The sequence below is a fragment of the uncultured Ruegeria sp. genome (genome assembly GCF_947497005.1).
Taxonomy (GTDB): Bacteria; Pseudomonadota; Alphaproteobacteria; order Rhodobacterales; family Rhodobacteraceae; genus Ruegeria.
The window spans coordinates 67359-86487 of the sequence record NZ_CANMFF010000009.1 but is presented as its reverse complement, the minus strand read 5'-3'; the positions used below and the strand labels follow the sequence as shown (position 1 = coordinate 86487).

10 protein-coding genes are annotated in these 19129 nt (G+C 59.2%); 4 read left to right on the top strand and 6 right to left on the bottom strand.

Annotated features, from left to right (window positions below):
* Positions 1-61: 61 nt before the first annotated feature.
* Positions 62-2290 carry a response regulator gene (locus tag Q0816_RS14200; RefSeq protein WP_298851690.1) on the bottom strand — a complete coding sequence of 743 codons (2229 nt, stop codon included), beginning with the start codon at positions 2288-2290 and terminating at the stop codon, positions 62-64.
* A 116-nt stretch (positions 2291-2406) separates the two neighbouring features.
* Here Q0816_RS14200 and Q0816_RS14195 point away from each other — a divergent pair, with 116 nt between their 5' ends.
* A complete protein-coding gene (locus tag Q0816_RS14195) occupies positions 2407-7833 on the top strand; it encodes an alpha-2-macroglobulin family protein (RefSeq protein WP_298851687.1) in 5427 nt (1808 codons plus the stop codon).
* Between the two features lie 36 nt (positions 7834-7869).
* Complete coding sequence (gene pbpC / locus Q0816_RS14190; RefSeq protein WP_298851685.1) at positions 7870-9906, top strand: penicillin-binding protein 1C; 2037 nt, start codon at positions 7870-7872, stop codon at positions 9904-9906.
* Here the strand turns inward: pbpC and Q0816_RS14185 are convergent.
* Genes Q0816_RS14185 through Q0816_RS14170 form a run of 4 tightly spaced genes read right to left on the bottom strand, consistent with a single transcriptional unit; the run spans position 9903 to position 16580 of the window.
* On the bottom strand, positions 9903-11945 hold the full coding sequence (locus tag Q0816_RS14185; RefSeq protein ID WP_298851683.1) for a hypothetical protein: 2043 nt from the start codon (positions 11943-11945) through the stop codon (positions 9903-9905). The two genes, pbpC and Q0816_RS14185, sit on opposite strands and share 4 nt — an antisense overlap.
* Positions 11942-14704: a DUF4159 domain-containing protein gene (locus tag Q0816_RS14180; protein WP_298851681.1), complete on the bottom strand. Its 2763-nt coding sequence runs from the start codon at positions 14702-14704 to the stop codon at positions 11942-11944. The genes Q0816_RS14185 and Q0816_RS14180 overlap by 4 nt, the downstream gene beginning before the upstream one ends.
* A complete protein-coding gene (locus Q0816_RS14175; protein ID WP_298851679.1) occupies positions 14701-15576 on the bottom strand; it encodes a DUF58 domain-containing protein in 876 nt (291 codons plus the stop codon). The genes Q0816_RS14180 and Q0816_RS14175 overlap by 4 nt, the downstream gene beginning before the upstream one ends.
* Complete coding sequence (locus Q0816_RS14170; protein ID WP_298851677.1) at positions 15573-16580, bottom strand: MoxR family ATPase; 1008 nt, start codon at positions 16578-16580, stop codon at positions 15573-15575. Before Q0816_RS14170 ends, Q0816_RS14175 begins: the two co-directional genes overlap by 4 nt.
* 64 nt (positions 16581-16644) lie before the next feature.
* On the opposite strand from Q0816_RS14170, the gene Q0816_RS14165 reads away from it, so the two are divergent.
* Entirely contained in the window at positions 16645-17220 is a 576-nt protein-coding gene (locus Q0816_RS14165; RefSeq protein ID WP_298851675.1) for a DUF1285 domain-containing protein, read from the top strand.
* Here Q0816_RS14165 and Q0816_RS14160 read toward each other — a convergent pair.
* A complete protein-coding gene (locus Q0816_RS14160; RefSeq protein WP_298851672.1) occupies positions 17203-18165 on the bottom strand; it encodes a DMT family transporter in 963 nt (320 codons plus the stop codon). The genes Q0816_RS14165 and Q0816_RS14160 overlap by 18 nt on opposite strands.
* A 172-nt stretch (positions 18166-18337) precedes the next feature.
* Between Q0816_RS14160 and Q0816_RS14155 the strand changes: the two genes are divergently transcribed.
* Positions 18338-19093 (top strand): TIM barrel protein, encoded by a 756-nt coding sequence (locus Q0816_RS14155; RefSeq protein WP_298851670.1) that lies wholly within the window; start codon positions 18338-18340, stop codon positions 19091-19093.
* The last annotated feature ends 36 nt before the right edge of the window (positions 19094-19129 follow it).

Genomic DNA, 19129 nt, shown 5'->3' with positions numbered 1-19129 from the left:
CTACAACAGTAGCTTGCGACTCTGAGCGAGGGGCCAGCCCCTCGCGCTCCCCGAGGTATTTTTAGCCAGATGAAGAAGGATCCTGGACGAGATGATCGTCCACAACATTGCATACCCCATCGGGTTGATGTTGCAAAATCATCTGATGAATGAGGTTTTTGTGCAGAGGTTTCGTCATGTAGTGATCCAACCCTGCCGAAAGAATACCCTGATCGTCTCCGGCCATGGCATGAGCTGTCAGGGCAACAATCGGTACATGACGGCCTGTCTCGATTTCGAGCCTGCGGATTTCTGAAGTGGCCTGTTTGCCGTCCATCTTCGGCATGGATATATCCATAAAGATCAGATCCGGATTGAACTCCTGAAATATTTCAACGGCCTCCATCCCATTGGATGCAAATCTCAGGTCGAGATGCAGGCCCTTAACCATCTTTTTCAAGATCAACTGATTGGTGCGGTTGTCCTCTGCCGCAAGGACCCTCATACGTTTTGTTTCCAAGGTCACGGATTCAGCATTATTAGAGACTGTTTCAGGTTGAGTTGAACGGCACTCAGATAGTGAAGGGTCTTTGAGGTCCATCAGCCTGCAATACAACTCGGCCCTGGGGATTGGTTTCTGCAGAACGCCGTCGATCAGGTCGCGCGCAGGGTGAGTGTGAATCAAAGCGGGGTTCGCGGACATCACGACGATCGGTAAATCTTTCCAGCCCCGGTCTTTGAATGAGACTGCAAGGTCCAGCCCGTCCATATCCGGCAAGTCATGATCGCAGAGCACCAGCTCGATCGATTCATTCATTTCTGTCAGCGCTTCAGTTCCGGAGGTGCAAACTGTTACTTCAGCGCCAAGACGGCCAAGTTGTTTTGCAAGAATTGCCCGGTTTACAGCCAGATCCTCGACCACCATGACATGCTTCACACATTCTGCCAGTTTCGGAGGCTCGGGCTGAGGACCTTCAGCCGTGGGCAGCGATACTCGAAAGCCGAAACAGGACCCTTCCCCCAATTCACTTTCCACCCAGACCGAGCCACCCATCATGGTAATCAGGCGTCTGGTAATGGCAAGACCCAGACCTGTACCCTCAAACTGGCGATTTTGCTCGTCTTCGACCTGATTGAATTCGCCGAAAATGTGGCTGACTTTCCCAGCATCGATGCCGATGCCAGTGTCCTCTATGGCAATATGAACGTCGCAGGTTTGCGTGTGTGAATGCGGGACGCCGGTAACACGGACCAGCACGTGCCCGTCCGCTGTGAACTTGACCGCGTTGCCAACCAGATTGGTCAGAACCTGCCGTATTCGGCCTGGATCGCCAACGAAAAGAGTAGGCAGGAACAGGTCGTAATCCACCAGCAAGCTGAGCCCCTTGTCGCGAACGCTGGGTTGCAGCAGCATCGCGACCTCAAGGATGCACCGCTCCAGATCGAACGGTTCGGGATGCAGAACCAGTTTGTCCGCCTCGATCTTGGAATAATCAAGCACGTCGTTGATGATAACCAGTAACGCCTCGCCCGAATTACGGATTGTGTTCACATATAACCGCTGTTCTTCGTCCAGAGCGGATTCGTCCAGCAATTCGGTCATGCCGACGATACCATTCATTGGCGTACGGATTTCGTGGCTCATATTGGCCAAGAAGGCGGACTTGGCCCGGTTGGCTGCTTCAGCCCGTTCGCGCGCCGCCTTCAGTTCAGCTTCGTGTCGAACCGACGCGGTGATGTTAAGCGCCAGACTGACGACATCGCCGCCACTGCCTCGCTGGTCGATCAGTCGGATGTAATGACCGTTCCAAAGCTGCATGACGATTGGAGGTGGGTTGGCGCGCCCCCAACGCGCTTTCATTCTGGTTTGCCATTGCCCAGCAGTTTCGCCGCCTGTATCCACAAGACCTTCCGAGGTCAGCAACTGTAGAATACGAAAATACGATATCCCGGGCGCGACCTCATCCAGGCCTTCAAAAACGCTCAGATACGCAGCGTTTGCACTGATCAGCCGACCGCCGCCGTCGAAGAAGGCAAATCCATCCTGAATGGTCTGGATCGAATGCCAAAGACGGCGTTCGGCCACCTCGATCTTGGCATGCGCGACGGAGAGATCGGATTTGACTTTTTCGTTCTCGCCCCGAACAGTTTCAACCTCGGCCTGCGTTTCGCCAATACGTCTGGTCAGCGCCATGGCATGTTGGCCGAGTTTTCGATTTGCCGCCGAAAGCTCGGCCTGTTTCAGGGCAAGCATACGTTCGGCCGCCAAACGCGCGCGCCGTTCCTGTGCCAGTTTGTTTGCAAGACTCATGGTAATCGATTCCAGGACGTTCAAACCTCAGGATCGCGGCAGAGAATGAAAATCTGTTTAAGCCGTTGCGCAACAGGCACGCGCCATGCAAGGCTGAGCTCAAAGAGGAGGGCACCATGCACCGCTTTGTTTTTATTTCAATAACTTACATCTTTTCACTTCTGATCCTGCCCACTGTCGTTCTGGCGCAGGATGCGGTGCCAGAATTCCGCTATATCACCACGCGGGACACGGATTATTATGGCGCGGATCTGGATGCTCTGTTCGACACCGATCTGAAATCCTGCATTCAGGCTTGTTCTGCCAATGCGCAATGTACGGCGTTCACCTTTAACACCCGATCCCACGCGTGCTTTCCAAAAACCGGCGTCACCCGGCAGGAGGCGTATCAGGGGGCTTTTTCTGCGAAGAAGATATCAAGCACAGAACCGGCCCTAACATTGGGCAAAACGCGCGCTGAGGCATTGAAGATGCTTGGCGCTGCCGATCTGGATCAAGCGGCAAAACAAGCCCGCGATTTGGGGTTCCTGCACCCGGCAGACGGTTACGATGTTCAGGCTGTTCTGGGCGCGGCGCGTAGCGCGGGCAATTCGCGACAGGCGATGCAGTGGACCGGTGTTGCCGTGTCACTCAGCGATGCACCGGATTTGTGGGTGGAATACGCACGTTTGCTGCTGGCCATGAATCCCTCGGGCTGGAACGCGCGGCGCGACCTACGTAAACGCGCGCTGAGTGCGGCGATCAATGGCTATCTGCGCGCCGATGCCCCCGGCACCCAGATCGTTGCCCTGATGACACTTGCACAAGCTCTGGAAGAGGTTGAGCGCGGGCGCGACATGATCCCTGTTCTTCGGCTGGCCGAGCAGGTTCAGCCGCGTGAGGACGTACTGACCGCACTGGACAATGCCATTGGAAAGTACGGCTTCCGCGTTGTGGACAGCTCAGTCGAGAGCGACGCTGCTGCACCACGAATTTGTTTCGAATTCTCGGAACCGCTGGCCAAGGCAGGGGTCGACTACGATCCATTTGTTCAGCGCACTGATGACGGTTTGGTCGTGCAGGCAGAAGACAGACAACTCTGCGTCGATGGAATTGCGCATGGGCAGCGCTATCGGCTGACACTGCGCGAAGGTTTGCCTGCCGCCTCGGGTGAAGTGCTGAACCGCAACATCGAACTGACCCATTACGTGCGCGACCGAACACCATCGGTTCGGTTTCCAGGGCGCAGCTACGTGCTTCCGAAATCTGCTGATGCAGCCTTGCCCATCGAAACGGTCAATGTCACCGAACTGGATCTGATCCTGCGGAGGGTCAGTGACCGCAACCTGTTGCGTGCGGTGCAGCAGGACTTCTTTGGTCGCCCGCTCAGCGAATGGCAAGAAGAAGAGTTCTCGGATCAGATTGCCGAGGATATCTGGACTGGCACTGCAGAGGTTTCGAACCAGTTGAACCAATCCATGACGGCACGTCTGCCAATGGCTGAGGCGATTTCCGACCAACCCGCCGGAATTTATGCGCTGACAGCCCGTGTTCCAGGGGCCGACCCCTATGACGATCCCGGTGCAACGCAATGGTTTGTGCTGTCTGATCTGGGAATAAGCACTGTATTTGGCACCGATGGGTTGCACGTGACCGTGCGCGGTCTAAGCGACGCTGCGCCGCGTCGGGACGTCGAGGTGTCTCTGGTCACAAACGCAAACGCAGTCATCGCAACGGCGCGGACCGACGAAACCGGCTATGCCAGATTCGATCCCGGTTTGACCCGCGGCAAAGGGGCCAGTGCGCCCGCCTTGGTGATGGCCGCCGCCGGTGACAGCGATTTCAGCTTTTTGTCCCTGACCGATCCCGCCTTTGACCTGTCGGATCGCGGCGTCGAAGGCCGAGCGCCAGCGGGGCCGGTCGATGTTTTTCTGACCACGGACCGAGGCGCGTATCGGGCCGGGGAGGTGATCCACCTCACCGCCCTTACACGCGATGGTGAGGCTCAGGCTATTGAACGCCTGCCGCTGACCGCGATCCTGTATCGCCCGGACGGGGTGGAATACCGCCGGTCTGTCTCAGATGGCGGCATTGCCGGAGGGCATGTCTTTGCCCTGCCCGTTGCAACAGATGTACCGCGTGGAGCATGGAAGATTGAAATCAAGTCCGACCCCAAAGGAGATGCACTGGCGCGTCAGACCGTGCTGGTGGAAGATTTCCTGCCTGAGCGTATCGATTTTGATCTAACCCTGCCGGACGCGCCGCTGCGCCCCGGCGATAGCCCACCGTTAACTATCGACGCGCGCTATCTCTTCGGTGCGCCGGGTTCGGATTTGAGCATCGACGGTCAGGTCGTTGCGCGCCCAGCAGATACCATCCCGGGCTACGAAGGGTATCGCTTTGGCCGTTATGATGCAGAGACCTCGGTCAAGAGCACCTATTTCGGCGATACGCGAACTGACGCGGCGGGTCGCGCCAACGTTGCCGTTGAAATCCCTGTGTTAGAGACAGAAGGAAAGCCGATTGAGGCCGCAATCATTACGCGGCTGGCCGATGGCTCGGGCCGTCCGGTCGAACGTCGCCTGACTGCTCCGGTTCTGCCGCCGCAACCTGTGATCGGTGTCAAGCCCATGTTCAACGAGGTCATTCCTGAAGGAGCCGAGGCCGCGTTCCAGATCGTTGGCCTTGCCTCTGATCTGACCCCTAGCCCGATGCGCCTGCGCTGGACGCTGAACAAGGTTGAAACGCGATATCAATGGTATCAGCTGTACGGCAACTGGAACTGGGAACCGACGACGCACCGCACCCGGATCGCCACCGGAGAAGTGGACGTTGCTACAGACCCTCTGATCCTGACACAGCCTGTGGATTGGGGTCGCTATGAATTAGTGGTGCAGCGTGTCGACGGTACTTTTACCGAAACTGCTGTCGACTTTAATGCCGGGTGGTATCAGGCCGCCGACGCCTCGACAACGCCGGACCGGCTGGAGTTGTCGCTGGATCGTGACAGCTATCGCGCAGGCGACACCGCGCAGCTGAGAATCGTCCCGCGCATGGCCGGTGTCGCCCAGATCGAAGTTCTTTCGAACCGGGTGATCCATCGCCATATGGTGAAGGTGCCGGAAGGTGAAACCTTGATTCCCATTGAGGTTACGCAAGACTGGGGTGCAGGTGCCTATGTCACCGCCACCGTGATCCGCCCAATGGATGTTGCGGCTGGTCAAAATCCGGCGCGTGCGATGGGCGTGGCTCATGCCACCATTGATCCAGCGGATCGCAAATTGTCCGTGGCCATAGATGTGCCTGAGGTTACTTCGCCACGACAAACGCAAAAAGCCCGGGTTAGGGTCGAAAATGCCTCAGATGGTGATCCGGTCTGGCTGACGCTTGCCGCTGTGGATGTGGGCATCCTGAACCTGACAGGGTTCGAAAGCCCGGACCCGCAGGGATACTATTTCGGGCAACGTCGTCTGGGTGTTGATCTAAGGGATGTCTACGGGCGTCTGATCGACAGCATGAACGGGGCCATGGGCACGGTTCGGTCCGGTGGCGACAACGACAACGGGATGCGCCGCCAGTCTCCGCCGCCAACACAAGACCTGATGGCCGTGTTCAGCGGCCCTGTTGAGGTGGGCGCGGATGGAGAGGTGGAGATCGACATCCCCCTGCCGGCCTTCAACGGGACCGTCCGGTTGATGGCCATTGCGTGGTCACCCAATGCCGTGGGACAGGCCGTGGCCGAGATGATCGTCCGCGACCCGGTGGTCGTCACCGCCAGCCTGCCGCGTTTCCTGGCCCCCGGTGATCAAAGTCGGATGCTGCTGGAGATCGTCCACTCCGATGGCTCTCCCGGAGAAATGGCACTTGGCCTGACTGCATCGGGCGGCCTGAGACTGGGCACGGCACCAACCAGCTTTGTGCTGGACGACGGCGGCAAGGCGGTATTCGAGATCCCGATCACGGCCAGTGTCATCGGCGATCCTGAAATCAGCGTATCGATCACCACACCCGATGGGCGCGACCTGTCACAAACCTTGCGGATGCCAGTGCGGGCCAACGACCCGGTGATTGCCCAGACGCGGCGTTTTGCTTTGGGCGCAGGCGACAGCTTCCTGTTCTCGCAAGACGTGTTTGACGGGTTCCAGCCCGGCTCGGCCAAAGCCATTCTGTCTGCCGGAGCTCTGGCAAAATTCGACGCGCCCGGTCTACTGGATCAATTGAACCGTTACCCCTATGGCTGCACCGAACAGATGACCAGCAAAGCCCTGCCGTTACTGTACCTGTCATCAATTGCACAAGCCTCGGGGCTGGGGGACGGTCTGATGGTGGATCAGCGCATCACGGATTCAATCCGCAGCATCCTGACCCGTCAGGCCGCAAACGGAGCCTTTGGTCTGTGGCGCGCAGGAAGCGGGGATTTCTGGCTGGACGCCTATGTGACCGACTTCCTGTCCCGTGCCCGTGCTCAGGGACATCCTGTGCCGGACCGCGCTTTTGCTCAGGCGATGGACAACCTGCGGAACAGAGTCAATTACGCGCCCGATTTTGACGAAGGCGGTCAGGATATTGCATATGCACTGATGGTTCTGGCAAGGGAAGGCGCGGCTTCGATGGGCGATCTGCGTTACTACGCGGATGTCAAAGGGGATGCATTCGACACCCCAATGGCGGCGGCGCAACTTGGCGCGGCCCTGGCCTCTTACGGAGATCAGACCCGGGCGGATGCGATGTTCAGCCGCGCCGCGCGGATGTTGGATCAGCAGCAGGACGAGCAACAGACCTATTGGCGTGCTGATTACGGAACCTACCTGCGTGATGCGGCGGGTCTGTTAACTCTTGCCGTGGATGCAGGCAGCGCAGCGATCGACCGCAATGCTTTGATCCAACGGGTAAGCGCTGGCCACACGCCATTGTCCACGCAAGAGGCCACGTGGTCCTTACTGGCGGCGCATGCGTTGGTCTCTGATCCAACCGGATCAGGCTTGACGGTCAACGGCGCACCGGTTGCTGGCCCGTTTGTGCAAGTTCTGCAATCCGGACAGACGGATGAGGTCAACATCACTGCCGCTGTCGGTCAGGCGACGGATGTTACCCTGACCGTCACGGGTATACCGGACATCCCGCCCGAGGCGGGCGGCACCGGCTATGCGATCGAACGGTTGTATTATGCGATGGACGGCAATCCGATCGACTCACGCAGCTTTGCTGTGGGTGAGCGGTTTGTCACGGTTCTGAAAGTAACGCCGTTCGAAAGCGGCGGTGCACGGTTGATGGTGGACGATCCGCTTGCCGCCGGGATCGAGATCGACAACCCAAGCCTACTGCGCTCGGGCGATGTGCGGGCACTCGACTGGCTGGATCTGTCTGACGCCACCCATACCGAGTTTCGCGCGGACCGGTTCCTTGCTGCGGTTGACCTTTCAGGGCGCGAAATCGTGACGCTGGCCTATGTGGCCCGTGCCGTCACACCGGGGGTGTTCCACCACCCGGCGGCCTCGGTTGAAGATATGTACCGGCCGCAGAACCGCGCGCGAACCGCAATCGGTCGGGTTGAGGTTCAGTGATAGGCACCGCGCCATATCACTGCTTGGGTGGTTGTCATGCCTAGACCGTCTCGCCTGTTGTTTGCATTGGCAGGGGCCCTCTATCTGACGGCACTGGCACGAGACGGCGTTGACAGCTGGGTCGATGCCACCACGCTGCCCCCCGTTCTGGCGGAAACTTCGGTCGAGATGCGGGATCGGAATGGCGAGCTTTTGCGCACGTTTCCGGTCGGGGATGGCATCTGGAGAATGCAGCCCGGTGCGGTTGATCCGAATTTCACCGCCATGCTGGTCCGATATGAGGACAAACGGTTCTGGGCCCATTCCGGGGTGGACCCGATTGCGATGTTGCGGGCCGCAGGGCAAAGCCTTTGGAACGGGCGCGCAGTGTCGGGCGGGTCGACCCTGACCATGCAGGTCGCGCGTTTGATTGAAGACGGGTCAACCGGGCGTTGGAGTGGCAAAACCCGTCAAGTTAGGGTTGCATTGGCGTTGGAGCGGCATCTCAGCAAGAGACAGATTCTGAACCTCTATCTGACGCACGCTCCTTACGGCGGAAATCTCGAAGGACTCCGCGCTGGAACACGTGCATGGTTTGGCAAAGACGCAGCTCGGCTGACTGCGGCACAGGCAGCCTTGCTGGTCGCTTTGCCGCAATCCCCGGAAGCTCGGCGCCCGGATCGCAATCCCGATGCAGCCAGAACCGCCCGTGACCGGGTTCTGCGCAGACTTGAACGCCAAGGCGTCCTGACCAAGGCTGAAACAAACTGGGCTTTGACGGATATTATTCCTGACAGGATGATACCATTTCCGCGCCTTGCGCCACATCTGACCGACCGCGTGAAACGTCAGACCCCTGCAGCCGGTGCATATGATCTGACTTTGGACGCCGGGCTACAATCCCGGTTGGAGGCCTTGGTGGCACAAGCCGCCGCCCGAATCGGTCCGCATGTGTCCGGGGCCTTGATTGTGGCGGACCATCGCAGCGGCAAGGTTCTGGCCTCGGTCGGGTCTGCTGGGTATCAGGATGTCCGCCAGGGGTTTGTAGATATGACCCAAGCCTTGCGATCCCCGGGGTCGACCCTGAAACCTCTGGTCTACGGGCTGGCATTCGATCAGGGGCTTGCCCATCCCGAGACCCTGATCAGCGATAGCCCCGTGATGTTCGGCCGGTACGCCCCACTCAATTTTGATGGCGCGTTCCGTGGCGATGTGCGGGTGCGGGATGCGTTGCAATTGTCGCTGAACATCCCTGTTGTGCGCCTGACGAATGAGTTGGGTCCCTCCCGTGTGATGGCGGCAATGCGCGCAGCCGGATCAAAACCGCGTTTGAATGGGGGCACCCCCGGATTGGCGATCTCTTTGGGTGGTGTGGGGTTGAGCCTGCACGATCTGGTCCAGATCTACGTTACACTGGCAGCCGGCGGGCAAGGTCCGATCCTGCATCATGACATGCTGGCGGATGCGCGGCAGACCAAGCGTGTTCTGTCAGAGACCTCTGCCTGGCAGATTGCGGATATTCTGGCCGGACTTTCACAGCCCACAGGCGGTGCGACAGGGGCTCTCGCATTCAAGACAGGAACATCTTATGGCCACCGCGATGCGTGGGCCATAGGCTTCGACGGGCAGCACGTCATTGGGGTCTGGCTGGGCCGAGCCGACGGAACACCTGTTCCCGGCGCATTCGGCGGCGACCTTGCCGCGCCGCTTCTGACCGAAGCTTTCGGGTTTCTGAAACCCGAACTGACACCGTTGCGCCCACCGCCGCCCTCGACCTTGTTAGTGGGCGCGGCTCAATTGCCTCAACCATTGCAGCGTTTCCGCCCCCGCGCGGCAGCTTTTGAGAGTGACTCTTCTGCACCGGACTTGTTATTTCCACCGAATAACGCCGTGTTAGAGATGTTTGGTGCGCCACTGACAGTCAAACTTCGCGGAGGCGTCGGGCCATTTTCAATACTGGCGGATGGTGTGCCCGTGCTCACTGGTCAGCTGCAACGAGAGTTCGAAATCCCCAATCCGGGGGTAGGTTTCACATCGCTTGTTGTAGTAGATTCGCATGGTCTTTCCGACCGGGCAACAATCAGGATTGATTAACGCCGCCCTTCACGCAGCCAACCGCCCAACAGGAAACCTCCTGCCAACAGCAGAACAAGCCATGGAGGCAGCAGACCGGCCTGCGTGACATCCCGTGTTTCATACGCATTGCGCGGGGTCAGACCGATCCAGCCCCGACCTGCCGCCGGGCGTCCAACGCGCACGTTGCGGATCGACGGCAGCCCATCCTCCAGTCGGATTACACCCCCGCGCATACTGGCCAGAACCGGTTCGAGGACATCGCCGGTCGCGATCGTGCGTTCAAACTCTTTGGGCGCGGCGGGACCCAGACCAATCACGGCCATGTGCTCCCCTTCCTGCAACCGGTACAACCCGATCTCGGGACCAAAATACTGCGCTTCGAACCGACCCGGAGAGACCTCATCCAAAGTGATCTCCAATGTCTCACCATTTGGGCGTGTTACCGTCACAGGGCCCACTTCATCTTCAAGGGTCTGACGAATGATGCGCATGGACTGACCGTTGGCCTCGGCCCACAGCGCCTCTTCTTCCAGTTCGGGTTCCTTCATCATCCAATGGGCCAGCCTGCGCAGCAGTTCCAACTGCGGGCCACCGCCTTCAAAGCCGCGACTCCACAACCAGGCGTGGTCGGACGCCAGCATAGCAACGCGCCCTTCACCGACGCGGTCCAGAACCAGCAGCGGACGATCATCAATGCCCGTCATCAACACCTCACCCGTGCGATGATTTACGTCGATCTGACGCAACCACGCCCCCCAATCCTCGGAATCCCCGAGGTTGGTTGTCACCGGATGCCGCTGCCCCAATTCGCTGACCATCGGCACATAGCGCTCTTCGAACACCCGTGCCGAGGGCTGGGCCGGCAGAATCGGCGCAAGTGGAGACCGGAAGATGCTGTCAGCACTTGCGAAATCGGGACCCGCTGCAATCAGAACTGCGCCCCCGTCGTTGATGTAACTGGTAACGTTGTCCAGATAGATCGCAGGCAGGATGCCGCGCCGCTTATAGCGGTCAAAGATGATCAGGTCGAAATCGTTGATCTTTTCCAGAAACAACTCGCGGGTCGGGAAAGCGATCAACGACAATTCATCGACCGGCACACCGTCCTGTTTCTCGGGCGGGCGCAGGATGGTGAAATGCACCAGATCGACCGAACTGTCAGATTTCAACAGGTTACGCCATGTGCGTCCGCCCGGATGCGGCTCGCCCGAGACCAACAACACGCGCAAACGATCCCGGACGCCGTTCATCTGGATCAACGCGGTGTTGTTGCGGTCGGTCAACTCGCCGTCGGCCTGAGGCACTGAAAACTGGATTACGTTGCGTCCGCCATGGGGCAACGTGATGGGAAGTTCGACGTCCCGACCGATTGGAATATTCAGTTGCTCGGGTTCGCCACCATCCACCGAAATCTCAATCGGAGCAGTAACTGCGCCCGTAGGGGCCGCTCCACTGTCTTCCACGCGCAGGGTCAAAGTCACAGATTCGCCGATTATGGCAAAGGCAGGCGCATTTCGGACAATCAACCTGCGGTCCCAATCGCTGCTCTGCCCGGATTGTAGCAGGTGCATCGGCGCGGGCAGGTCAGGGGCCTGATCGACATCGTGCACGATCCCATCCGACACCACCAGAATGCCCGCGATACGCGCGCGCGGTTCTTCAGCCAATGCCTCATTCAGGGCGGCCATGACCCGGGTGCCCTCATCCCCATCACTGTCGCCGACCCGAACGCGGCGCAGTTCCGTATTGTCACGCGCCTCAATCTCGGCTGCCAGATCTTCAGCCGCCCGAGCGGTTTGCTCGGTCCGGTCCGAGAGTGTCTGGCTGGCGCTTTCATCCACAATCATCAAGACGATATCTGTCAGCGGTGCGCGATCCTCGGCTTGATAGACAGGGCCGGACAGGGCCGCGACGACGACCAGAGCCGCCATTCCCCGCAAGGCCCAACCAGACAAGCCGCGCCACAGGGCCAGTACCACCCCAGCCAAAGCAATTGCACACACGGCAACCAAGACCGGCCACGGGATCAACGGATCGAATATGACGGTTCCTGTCATTGTCCCAACCTGTCCAAAAGGGCGGGCACGTGGACCTGATCGGATTTGTAATTCCCGGTCAGCACATGCATCACTAGATTGACACCAAAACGATTGGCCAGTTCGCGTTGCCGTTCCCCCGCATATCCGCGCCCGACCGGCAGCAGAGCCTGGCCGTTTCGATCCACGGCCCATGCCCCGGCCCAGTCATTGCCTCCGATGACCACGGGTGTCACATTGTCATTGAGGTTACGGAATGGCATCCCTTCGATCTGTTCCGCATCCAGTGCAGCGGCTTCGACCCAAACTTCGGTACCGGAATAACGACCCGGAAAATCCTGTAGCAAATAGAAGGTTCTGGTCAGGACGTGATCGCGTGGAATCGGCTCTAACGCAGGGATATTCAGTGGTCCGGCCAGTTGCTGCAACTTGCGGCCATTCGGGCTGGACGCACCGAAGCCAGCGATGTCCGCATCGCGCGTGTCAAACAGGATCATTCCGCCCGAACGCAGATAAGCATTTAGCTTGACGTAAGCCTCAGCCGACGGTTGCGGCTGGCTTGGTGCAATAGGCCAGTAAAGCAGCGGAAAAAAAGCCAGCTCATCACGTTCAAGATCCACACCGATAGGTTCCGCAGGCTCAACCGAGGTGCGATAGAACAGGGTCTGGGCCAATCCGCGAAGCCCGGCTTGTGCGATGTCGTCTACCTGTGTGTCACCTGTCAGCACATGCGCCAACACAAGTTCATGTGTTGCCGCCAAGGCGAACTCAGTGTCTTCAGGCGTCTGCGCCTGAACCTCGGGGACCAGCAAAAAGGCGGCCAGAGCAGCAGCCGCAGCTCGCGCCAGACCCAATCTGCCGGACAAAGACAAAGATGCGACCACATCGATCGTCAAAAAAATCAGAGCCAGGCTGAGCAACAGGCCACCAAGTGGCGTTTCAGTGCTGGCCTCCTGCCCCTTGATCGGCACATTTGCAGGCCAGACCACCGGTCGCAGCTCGGTATCCTCAGAAACCACATTCAGCGCCAGTTTCTGTTTGCCGCTTTCATACAGACCGGGACGTAAGTCTGGGCCAATCTGTCCCGAGATCAATTGCACGCCGTCCACACCAACCAGAGTGCCGGCATCCGACAGCGTGCCAAACCCGTCCATGATCTGCACCGGTTCCCATGTGGTTCCCTGCAATTGTTCCTCTTGCCGGGATTTCGCAGCGGAAGCCACGGCGAGACGATCCAGCATCTCAACAAACAAACCTGACAGCGGCAGGCTGGACCAATCCGCATCCGCAGTGACATGGAACAATACCACCTGCCCCAACCCCAACGCTTTGCGGGTAACCAAAGGTGTGCCGTCAGACAGTGAAGCAATCACACGATCCGCCAGTTTAGGGTCTGGTTGAGCCATGACTTGTGTCGAAACAACCACATCATCCGGAATGTCCAATCCGTAGAACGGAGAATTTTCAGGGAACGGAGCCAGCGTCTTGGCCTCGCCCCAGCTCATCGCGCCGCCGACAGATCGTCCGCCGCTGCGCAGACGCGCTGGTAACAATGTGTCTTCGCTGTCCCGCCCCAGATCACTGGCGGCCATGCGTGGACCGGCAAAACGCAGCAATAAACCACCTTGTTCGACCCATTCGATCAACGCCGCCTCTTCCGGTTCCGACATCTGCGCCACGTCCGACAGGACGATCACATCCGGATTGGCGGGCAGAACCTCAAGCAATCCGCCGTCGACAAAATCAGCGGTCGGGATCAGGACTTGCGTCAGGTAATGTAGGGGCGACAACAACTCCAGCCCTTCGCGGTTCAAGGTTCCTGCAATCAGCGCAACCTCGCGCCGACGCAAGCTATCATCAGTCAGAGTCACAGCCCCGGCGGATTTCTGGCCCTGGATTTCGAACCGCGTGATCCGAGCCCGAAGTTCAGAGGGCAGCGCCAGATCGATCTGCGCTGTTGTTTCCCCTGCTTCAAGGGACAATTCTATGGAATGCAGCACCCGCGCCGTGCCCGCAGGATCGCGCCCTTGCGCCAAAACCGTCACCTGTTCTTCAGGGCCGGGCCCCGCGCGCTGTACTGTCAGTTGGATCAGCCCATCCTGATAGGCCGCAGGCAGGATCCCAACGGGTCGGGATGCCGCCTGATAAACCGTGACATCACCGCGCGCCTGCAAGGCAGTGACCAGTGAAGCATGCTGAACATAGTCCAACCGGTCGCTAAACCAATGGGTATCAAACCCTCCGTCGACGATCTCCAGCGCTGCGATTGTCTGAACGATCTGCTCATCAGTCGGTTGCCATGGGTTCGGAGTCAGCCCCGGCAAACGCCCGCGCCACGCCTCTGCCGCCTGGAAAACAGGAGTTTCCGGCTCTGTCAGGCGCAGAATGGCAACTGTGCGGCCCGCGCGCCCGGCCTCGGTCAATTGTGTGTCGATCTGGTCAACTGTGGCCGCCCAGCGCGTGGCCCCAGCCCAACTTGCGTCCAGCACCAACAGCAGCGGCCCTGTTCCAGTCTCATCTCTTGACGGGTTTAGAACCGGCCCTGCCAATCCGATGATTATCGCCGCCGCCGCCAGCATCCGTAGCAACAATAACCACCACGGCGTGCGGTCCGAAACGCTTTCATCATCCTTGAGACCCAACAGAAGTGTCACCGCCGGGAACATCCGGCGGATCGGCGCTGGCGGTACTGCGCGCAGGATCAGCCACAGGATCGGCAGGGTTAAAAGACCCAGCAAAACCCAGGGTGCAGTAAACCCGATGCCCGCCAGAACCGTCATCGTGTTCCCCCATCCAGCGCCCGATAGAGCCATAACAGAGCCGTCTGTGCGCTATCACCCGTGTGATGCAGACCCAATTGCCAGCCCGTCGCACGGCAAAGCTGCGTCAATACATCCTTGCGGCGCGCAAGACGTTCCAGATAACGGTCCCGCAACTCTGCAGCCTTGAGCGTTTCATGCCGGACAGAACCGCCGACGCTTTCGAATATTGTCCGGCCACGGTAGGGAAACGACTCTTCGCCCGGGTCCAGCACCTGCAGGACTACGCCGCGCACGCCCCGGTCGGCGGCTTTGGTCAAGGCAAGTTCAACTTCGTCCATGGGACCAAGAAAATCAGAGATAAACACAGCGCGGGCATGAGGGATCATGGCACGGTGTTCTGGCGGGGCGTAATCGGTCTGATCATCCTCGGACCAGGCCTGCGCCAGCCGGATGATCTGCGCATTGCCGCGCCGGGGCGGCAAGGTTGTGCCTGTCAGGCCAACACGCTCGCCACCTCGGACCAGCAAGATTGACGTTGCCAACCCCAAAAGCCGGACGCGATCCGCCTTGGTGGGCAGCGATTTGTCGGATGCAAAGCGCATTGACGCGCCCTGATCGACCCAGAGCATCACCGATTGCGCGATCTGCCATTCCCGTTCGCGTACAAATTGCTGATCCCCACGCGCTGATCGGCGATGGTCGATCATGCGGCGGCTGTCACCGATCTGAGCGGGGCGGTATTGCCAGAAATCATCGCCCATCCCGGACCGGCGCCGCCCGTGATCGCCCAGCAGAACGGTTCCGGCCAGATGCTCGGCCCGCGCCAGAAGGGGCGGCAACCGTGATGCCTCGGTCTCGGATCTTTCGCGAAGGGTCAGCGCGGCATTCACGCCGCTGCCTCAGTCCGGATCAGCCCAACTGCTGTCGACTCGATCAGCTGTGCAAGGCTGTCACCGCGGGCTCGCGCCGCAAAGTTCAGCGCCATCCTGTGGCTGAGTACCGGGCGTGCCATATCCAGAACATCCTCGGCATTGGGTGCCAGACGTCCTTGCAACATCGCACGCGCCCGCACTGTCATCATAAGCGCCTGCGCTGCACGGGGGCCCGGCCCCCACGCGACAGTTTCGGTAACCCGTTCGGATACACCAGTTTCTTCGGGGCGGAAGGCTCGTACCAGATCAAGGATCAGTTCAACGACGGAATCCCCAACTGGCATCCGGCGCAACAGGACCTGCGCTGCCAGCAGCTCTTCCTTGCTGAAAATCTGATGTGCTTCGTCTTCTTCAACGCCGGTCGTGGCCAGCAAAATATCCCGTTCGGTCTGACGGTCGGGGTATTCAACATCGATCTGCACCAGAAAACGGTCAAGCTGAGCTTCGGGCAGCGGATAGGTACCTTCCTGTTCAATCGGGTTTTGCGTGGCCAACACATGAAACGGCGTGCCCAACGACCGGTCTTCGCCGGCCACGGTCACTGTTCGCTCTTGCATGGCCTGCAGCAGTGCTGACTGTGTCCGCGGGCTTGCCCGGTTGATCTCGTCCGCCATCAGCAACTGGCAGAAGATGGGACCGGGAATGAACCGGAAATGGCGGCTGCCATCGTCTGCAGTGTCCAATACTTCAGAGCCAAGAATGTCAGCAGGCATCAAATCAGGTGTGAACTGAATGCGGTTGCCATGCAATCCCATCACTGTTGACAGGGTCTCGACCAGACGCGTCTTGCCCAGACCCGGTAGACCGATCAGCAGTGCATGGCCGCCGCACAATAGCGCGGTCAAGGTCAGGTCCACGACCCTCTCCTGCCCGATGAAGCGGCGGGTGATCGAGGCCTTGGCCTCTTGCAGCTTGTTTTCCAGCGCTTCGATCTCGGCTACGAGGTCGGCAGGTTCGGACATGACTTTCCCTTCCGTGGACGAATATGATTGAAGTGTATCGCGCTGAGAGGAAATGGCAAAAGCAATGAGCGGACAAAAACCTGTGAAACCGTCGCCAGATAGTCTGGTGGCCTCGGTCAAAGCGACCAAAACCAAGGGTTTACCGCCCGTTCACCTCTGGAATCCTCCGTTTTGCGGCGATCTGGACATCAGGATCGCAAAAGATGGTACCTGGAGTTATTTAGGTTCCCCCATCAACCGTTTCGAGCTGGTGAGGCTTTTTTCCTCAATTCTTAAGAAAGAAGATGGAAAATACTACCTCGTCACGCCGGTTGAAAAGGTGGGAATCACCGTCGAGGACGTGCCGTTTGTGGCCCTGGACTTCGACCGGGACGGAGATGGAAAGGCCCAGTCCCTGACATTCACAACCCATGTCGGCGACAGCGCCGTTGCCGGAGCTGATCATCCAATCAGGATTGTCATCGACCCCGAAACGGATGAACCCTCACCCTACATATTGATCCGCGCCAACCTCGAAGCGCGCATAGATCGCAAAAGCTTCTATCGCCTCGTCGATATTGGCACCCACCATGATGATTGGTTCGGCGTGTGGTCTGGCGGTCAGTTCTTTGCGCTGATCCCCTCAGCCGAGCTTAGCTGATCCCTGGGCTGATCCGGGCGCTCGATCCTGCGCCAACACGACAGCCAGAGCAACCACCCCCGCGCCCAGCGCGCGGGTCCAGTTCCACTCATCCCCCAGCATCAGCATGATCAGCATCACATAGAATGGCGCGATGTTGATGTGAAACGAGGCCAATGCCACGCCCAGCTTGCCGACCGAGGTGATGAACAAAACCTGGCTGAGGCCCATGGCAACCAGCGCGTAGATCGCGAGCATCCCGATTTGTTGACCATCAATGGTCGCACGCGGCAGTACACCCATACCCATCTGTGCAGCACCAAAGCTCAGAACGCCTGCCATCAATAGACCACCAGTAAAGGTGATCGTGGTGCGACCAATCGGACTGAGCTCGGGGAAATCCCGCGCCGTTGCCATGCTCGCCCAGCAAAACAGCGCAATCGAGGTGATCGCGAAAACCGCGCCTAACCCCAACTGCGCGGGCGCGCCAGCGCTGGTTGCTATCAAACCACCCACAATCGACACGCCAACGCCCAGAGCAAAGCTCCACGTCAGCCGCCGTGTGCCTGCAGCAAGCTCCAGCAGTGTGGCCATCAGCGGCGCGCAGGATGCGATAATGGCGACGGTCACCGGATCTGTCAGCTTTTGTGCAAGGATCATAAGGAACATGCTGATCCCAAAGCCCAATCCGCCAATCACCATCGCCCGACCCCACCTGGCCTTCAGCACGCGGCCGGGTCCGTCGAGGATGAACCAGATCGGTGCCATCACAGCCACTGCCAATGCCAGACGCGCCGTCAACACGGCCACAGGGGGCCAGCTTAGCAACAAAATCTCAGCGGCCGGGAAACCCGCGGCCCAGGTTATCATCGACGCCACCGCCAATCCATTGCCGGACAGGGCCGACTGGCGGCCAGCAGACAAAGAGCGTGATGCCCGGCGTGCCGGGTCCGGGCTCATGGCCATTGGGTTCAAACCTTCTGTTGATGTAGCGCGAGAAATGATTCGCTGTTACCACCAGAAGCTCTTCGATTTGATGGGCGTGATCTGGTCGATTTTCGACAGATTGTCGTTTTCGGTCTCTTCCCAGCGTTTCACATGCCCGTTAGGGTCGCATTGTCATTACCGCAGACCACTCATGCCCCGATTTGCCGCCAACCTCTCGCTGCTCTTTAACGAACTGCCCTATCTCGACCGGTTTCAAGCCGCCGCCGATGCAGGATTCACCGCCGTCGAGGTATTATTTCCCTATGACATCGCCGCGACAGAGACTCGCCGTGCCTTGCTGGCAAACGGGTTGGAGTTGGTGCTGATCAACGCACCCCTGCCAAACTATACTGGCGGTACACCGGGTTATGCCGCCGTCCCGGGCGGTAAGGCGCGGTTTCAATCCGATATCCGACGCGTTTTGCGTTATGCCGATGTGCTTCGGCCCGGCCTTATCCATATCATGTCGGGATACGCTGACGGGGCGGCTGCCATGGACAGCTTCGTGCGCAATCTGCAATGGGCCGCCGATTTCGCGCCGCAGCAAGTGTTTACGATCGAACCGCTCAACCCGATATCCCAGCCCGGGTATTTCCTGAACGACTATGATCTGGCGGCCGAGGTGCTGAGCCGCGTGGACCGCCCGAATGTCGGTCTGCAATATGACAGTTTTCACGCGCATATGATCCACGGTGACGCGCTGGCCGTCTGGGCGCGATTTCACCCAAAGGTAATTCACGCCCAGATTGGGGCCGCCCCGGACCGATCTGAACCAGGGCGCGGGCCCACGGATTTCGCGACCCTGTTCGCGGCGATGGACGACGCCGGCTATACCGGTTGGGTCAGTGCTGAATACACGCCTTCAATCACGCGAACGGCTGCGACTTTGGCATGGATGCAGCTTTAGCGACTGATCCCCGGGCTGGAATTCGCCGCCCAAATG

Coding starts and splice junctions, on each gene's coding strand:
- Q0816_RS14200 (WP_298851690.1), bottom strand. CDS start 2,290: ATGAGTCTTGCAAACAAACTGGCACAGGAACGGCGCGCGCGTTTGGCG.
- Q0816_RS14195 (WP_298851687.1), top strand. CDS start 2,407: ATGCACCGCTTTGTTTTTATTTCAATAACTTACATCTTTTCACTTCTG.
- pbpC (WP_298851685.1), top strand. CDS start 7,870: ATGCCTAGACCGTCTCGCCTGTTGTTTGCATTGGCAGGGGCCCTCTAT.
- Q0816_RS14185 (WP_298851683.1), bottom strand. CDS start 11,945: ATGACAGGAACCGTCATATTCGATCCGTTGATCCCGTGGCCGGTCTTG.
- Q0816_RS14180 (WP_298851681.1), bottom strand. CDS start 14,704: ATGACGGTTCTGGCGGGCATCGGGTTTACTGCACCCTGGGTTTTGCTG.
- Q0816_RS14170 (WP_298851677.1), bottom strand. CDS start 16,580: ATGTCCGAACCTGCCGACCTCGTAGCCGAGATCGAAGCGCTGGAAAAC.
- Q0816_RS14165 (WP_298851675.1), top strand. CDS start 16,645: ATGAGCGGACAAAAACCTGTGAAACCGTCGCCAGATAGTCTGGTGGCC.
- Q0816_RS14160 (WP_298851672.1), bottom strand. CDS start 18,165: ATGGCCATGAGCCCGGACCCGGCACGCCGGGCATCACGCTCTTTGTCT.
- Q0816_RS14155 (WP_298851670.1), top strand. CDS start 18,338: ATGCCCCGATTTGCCGCCAACCTCTCGCTGCTCTTTAACGAACTGCCC.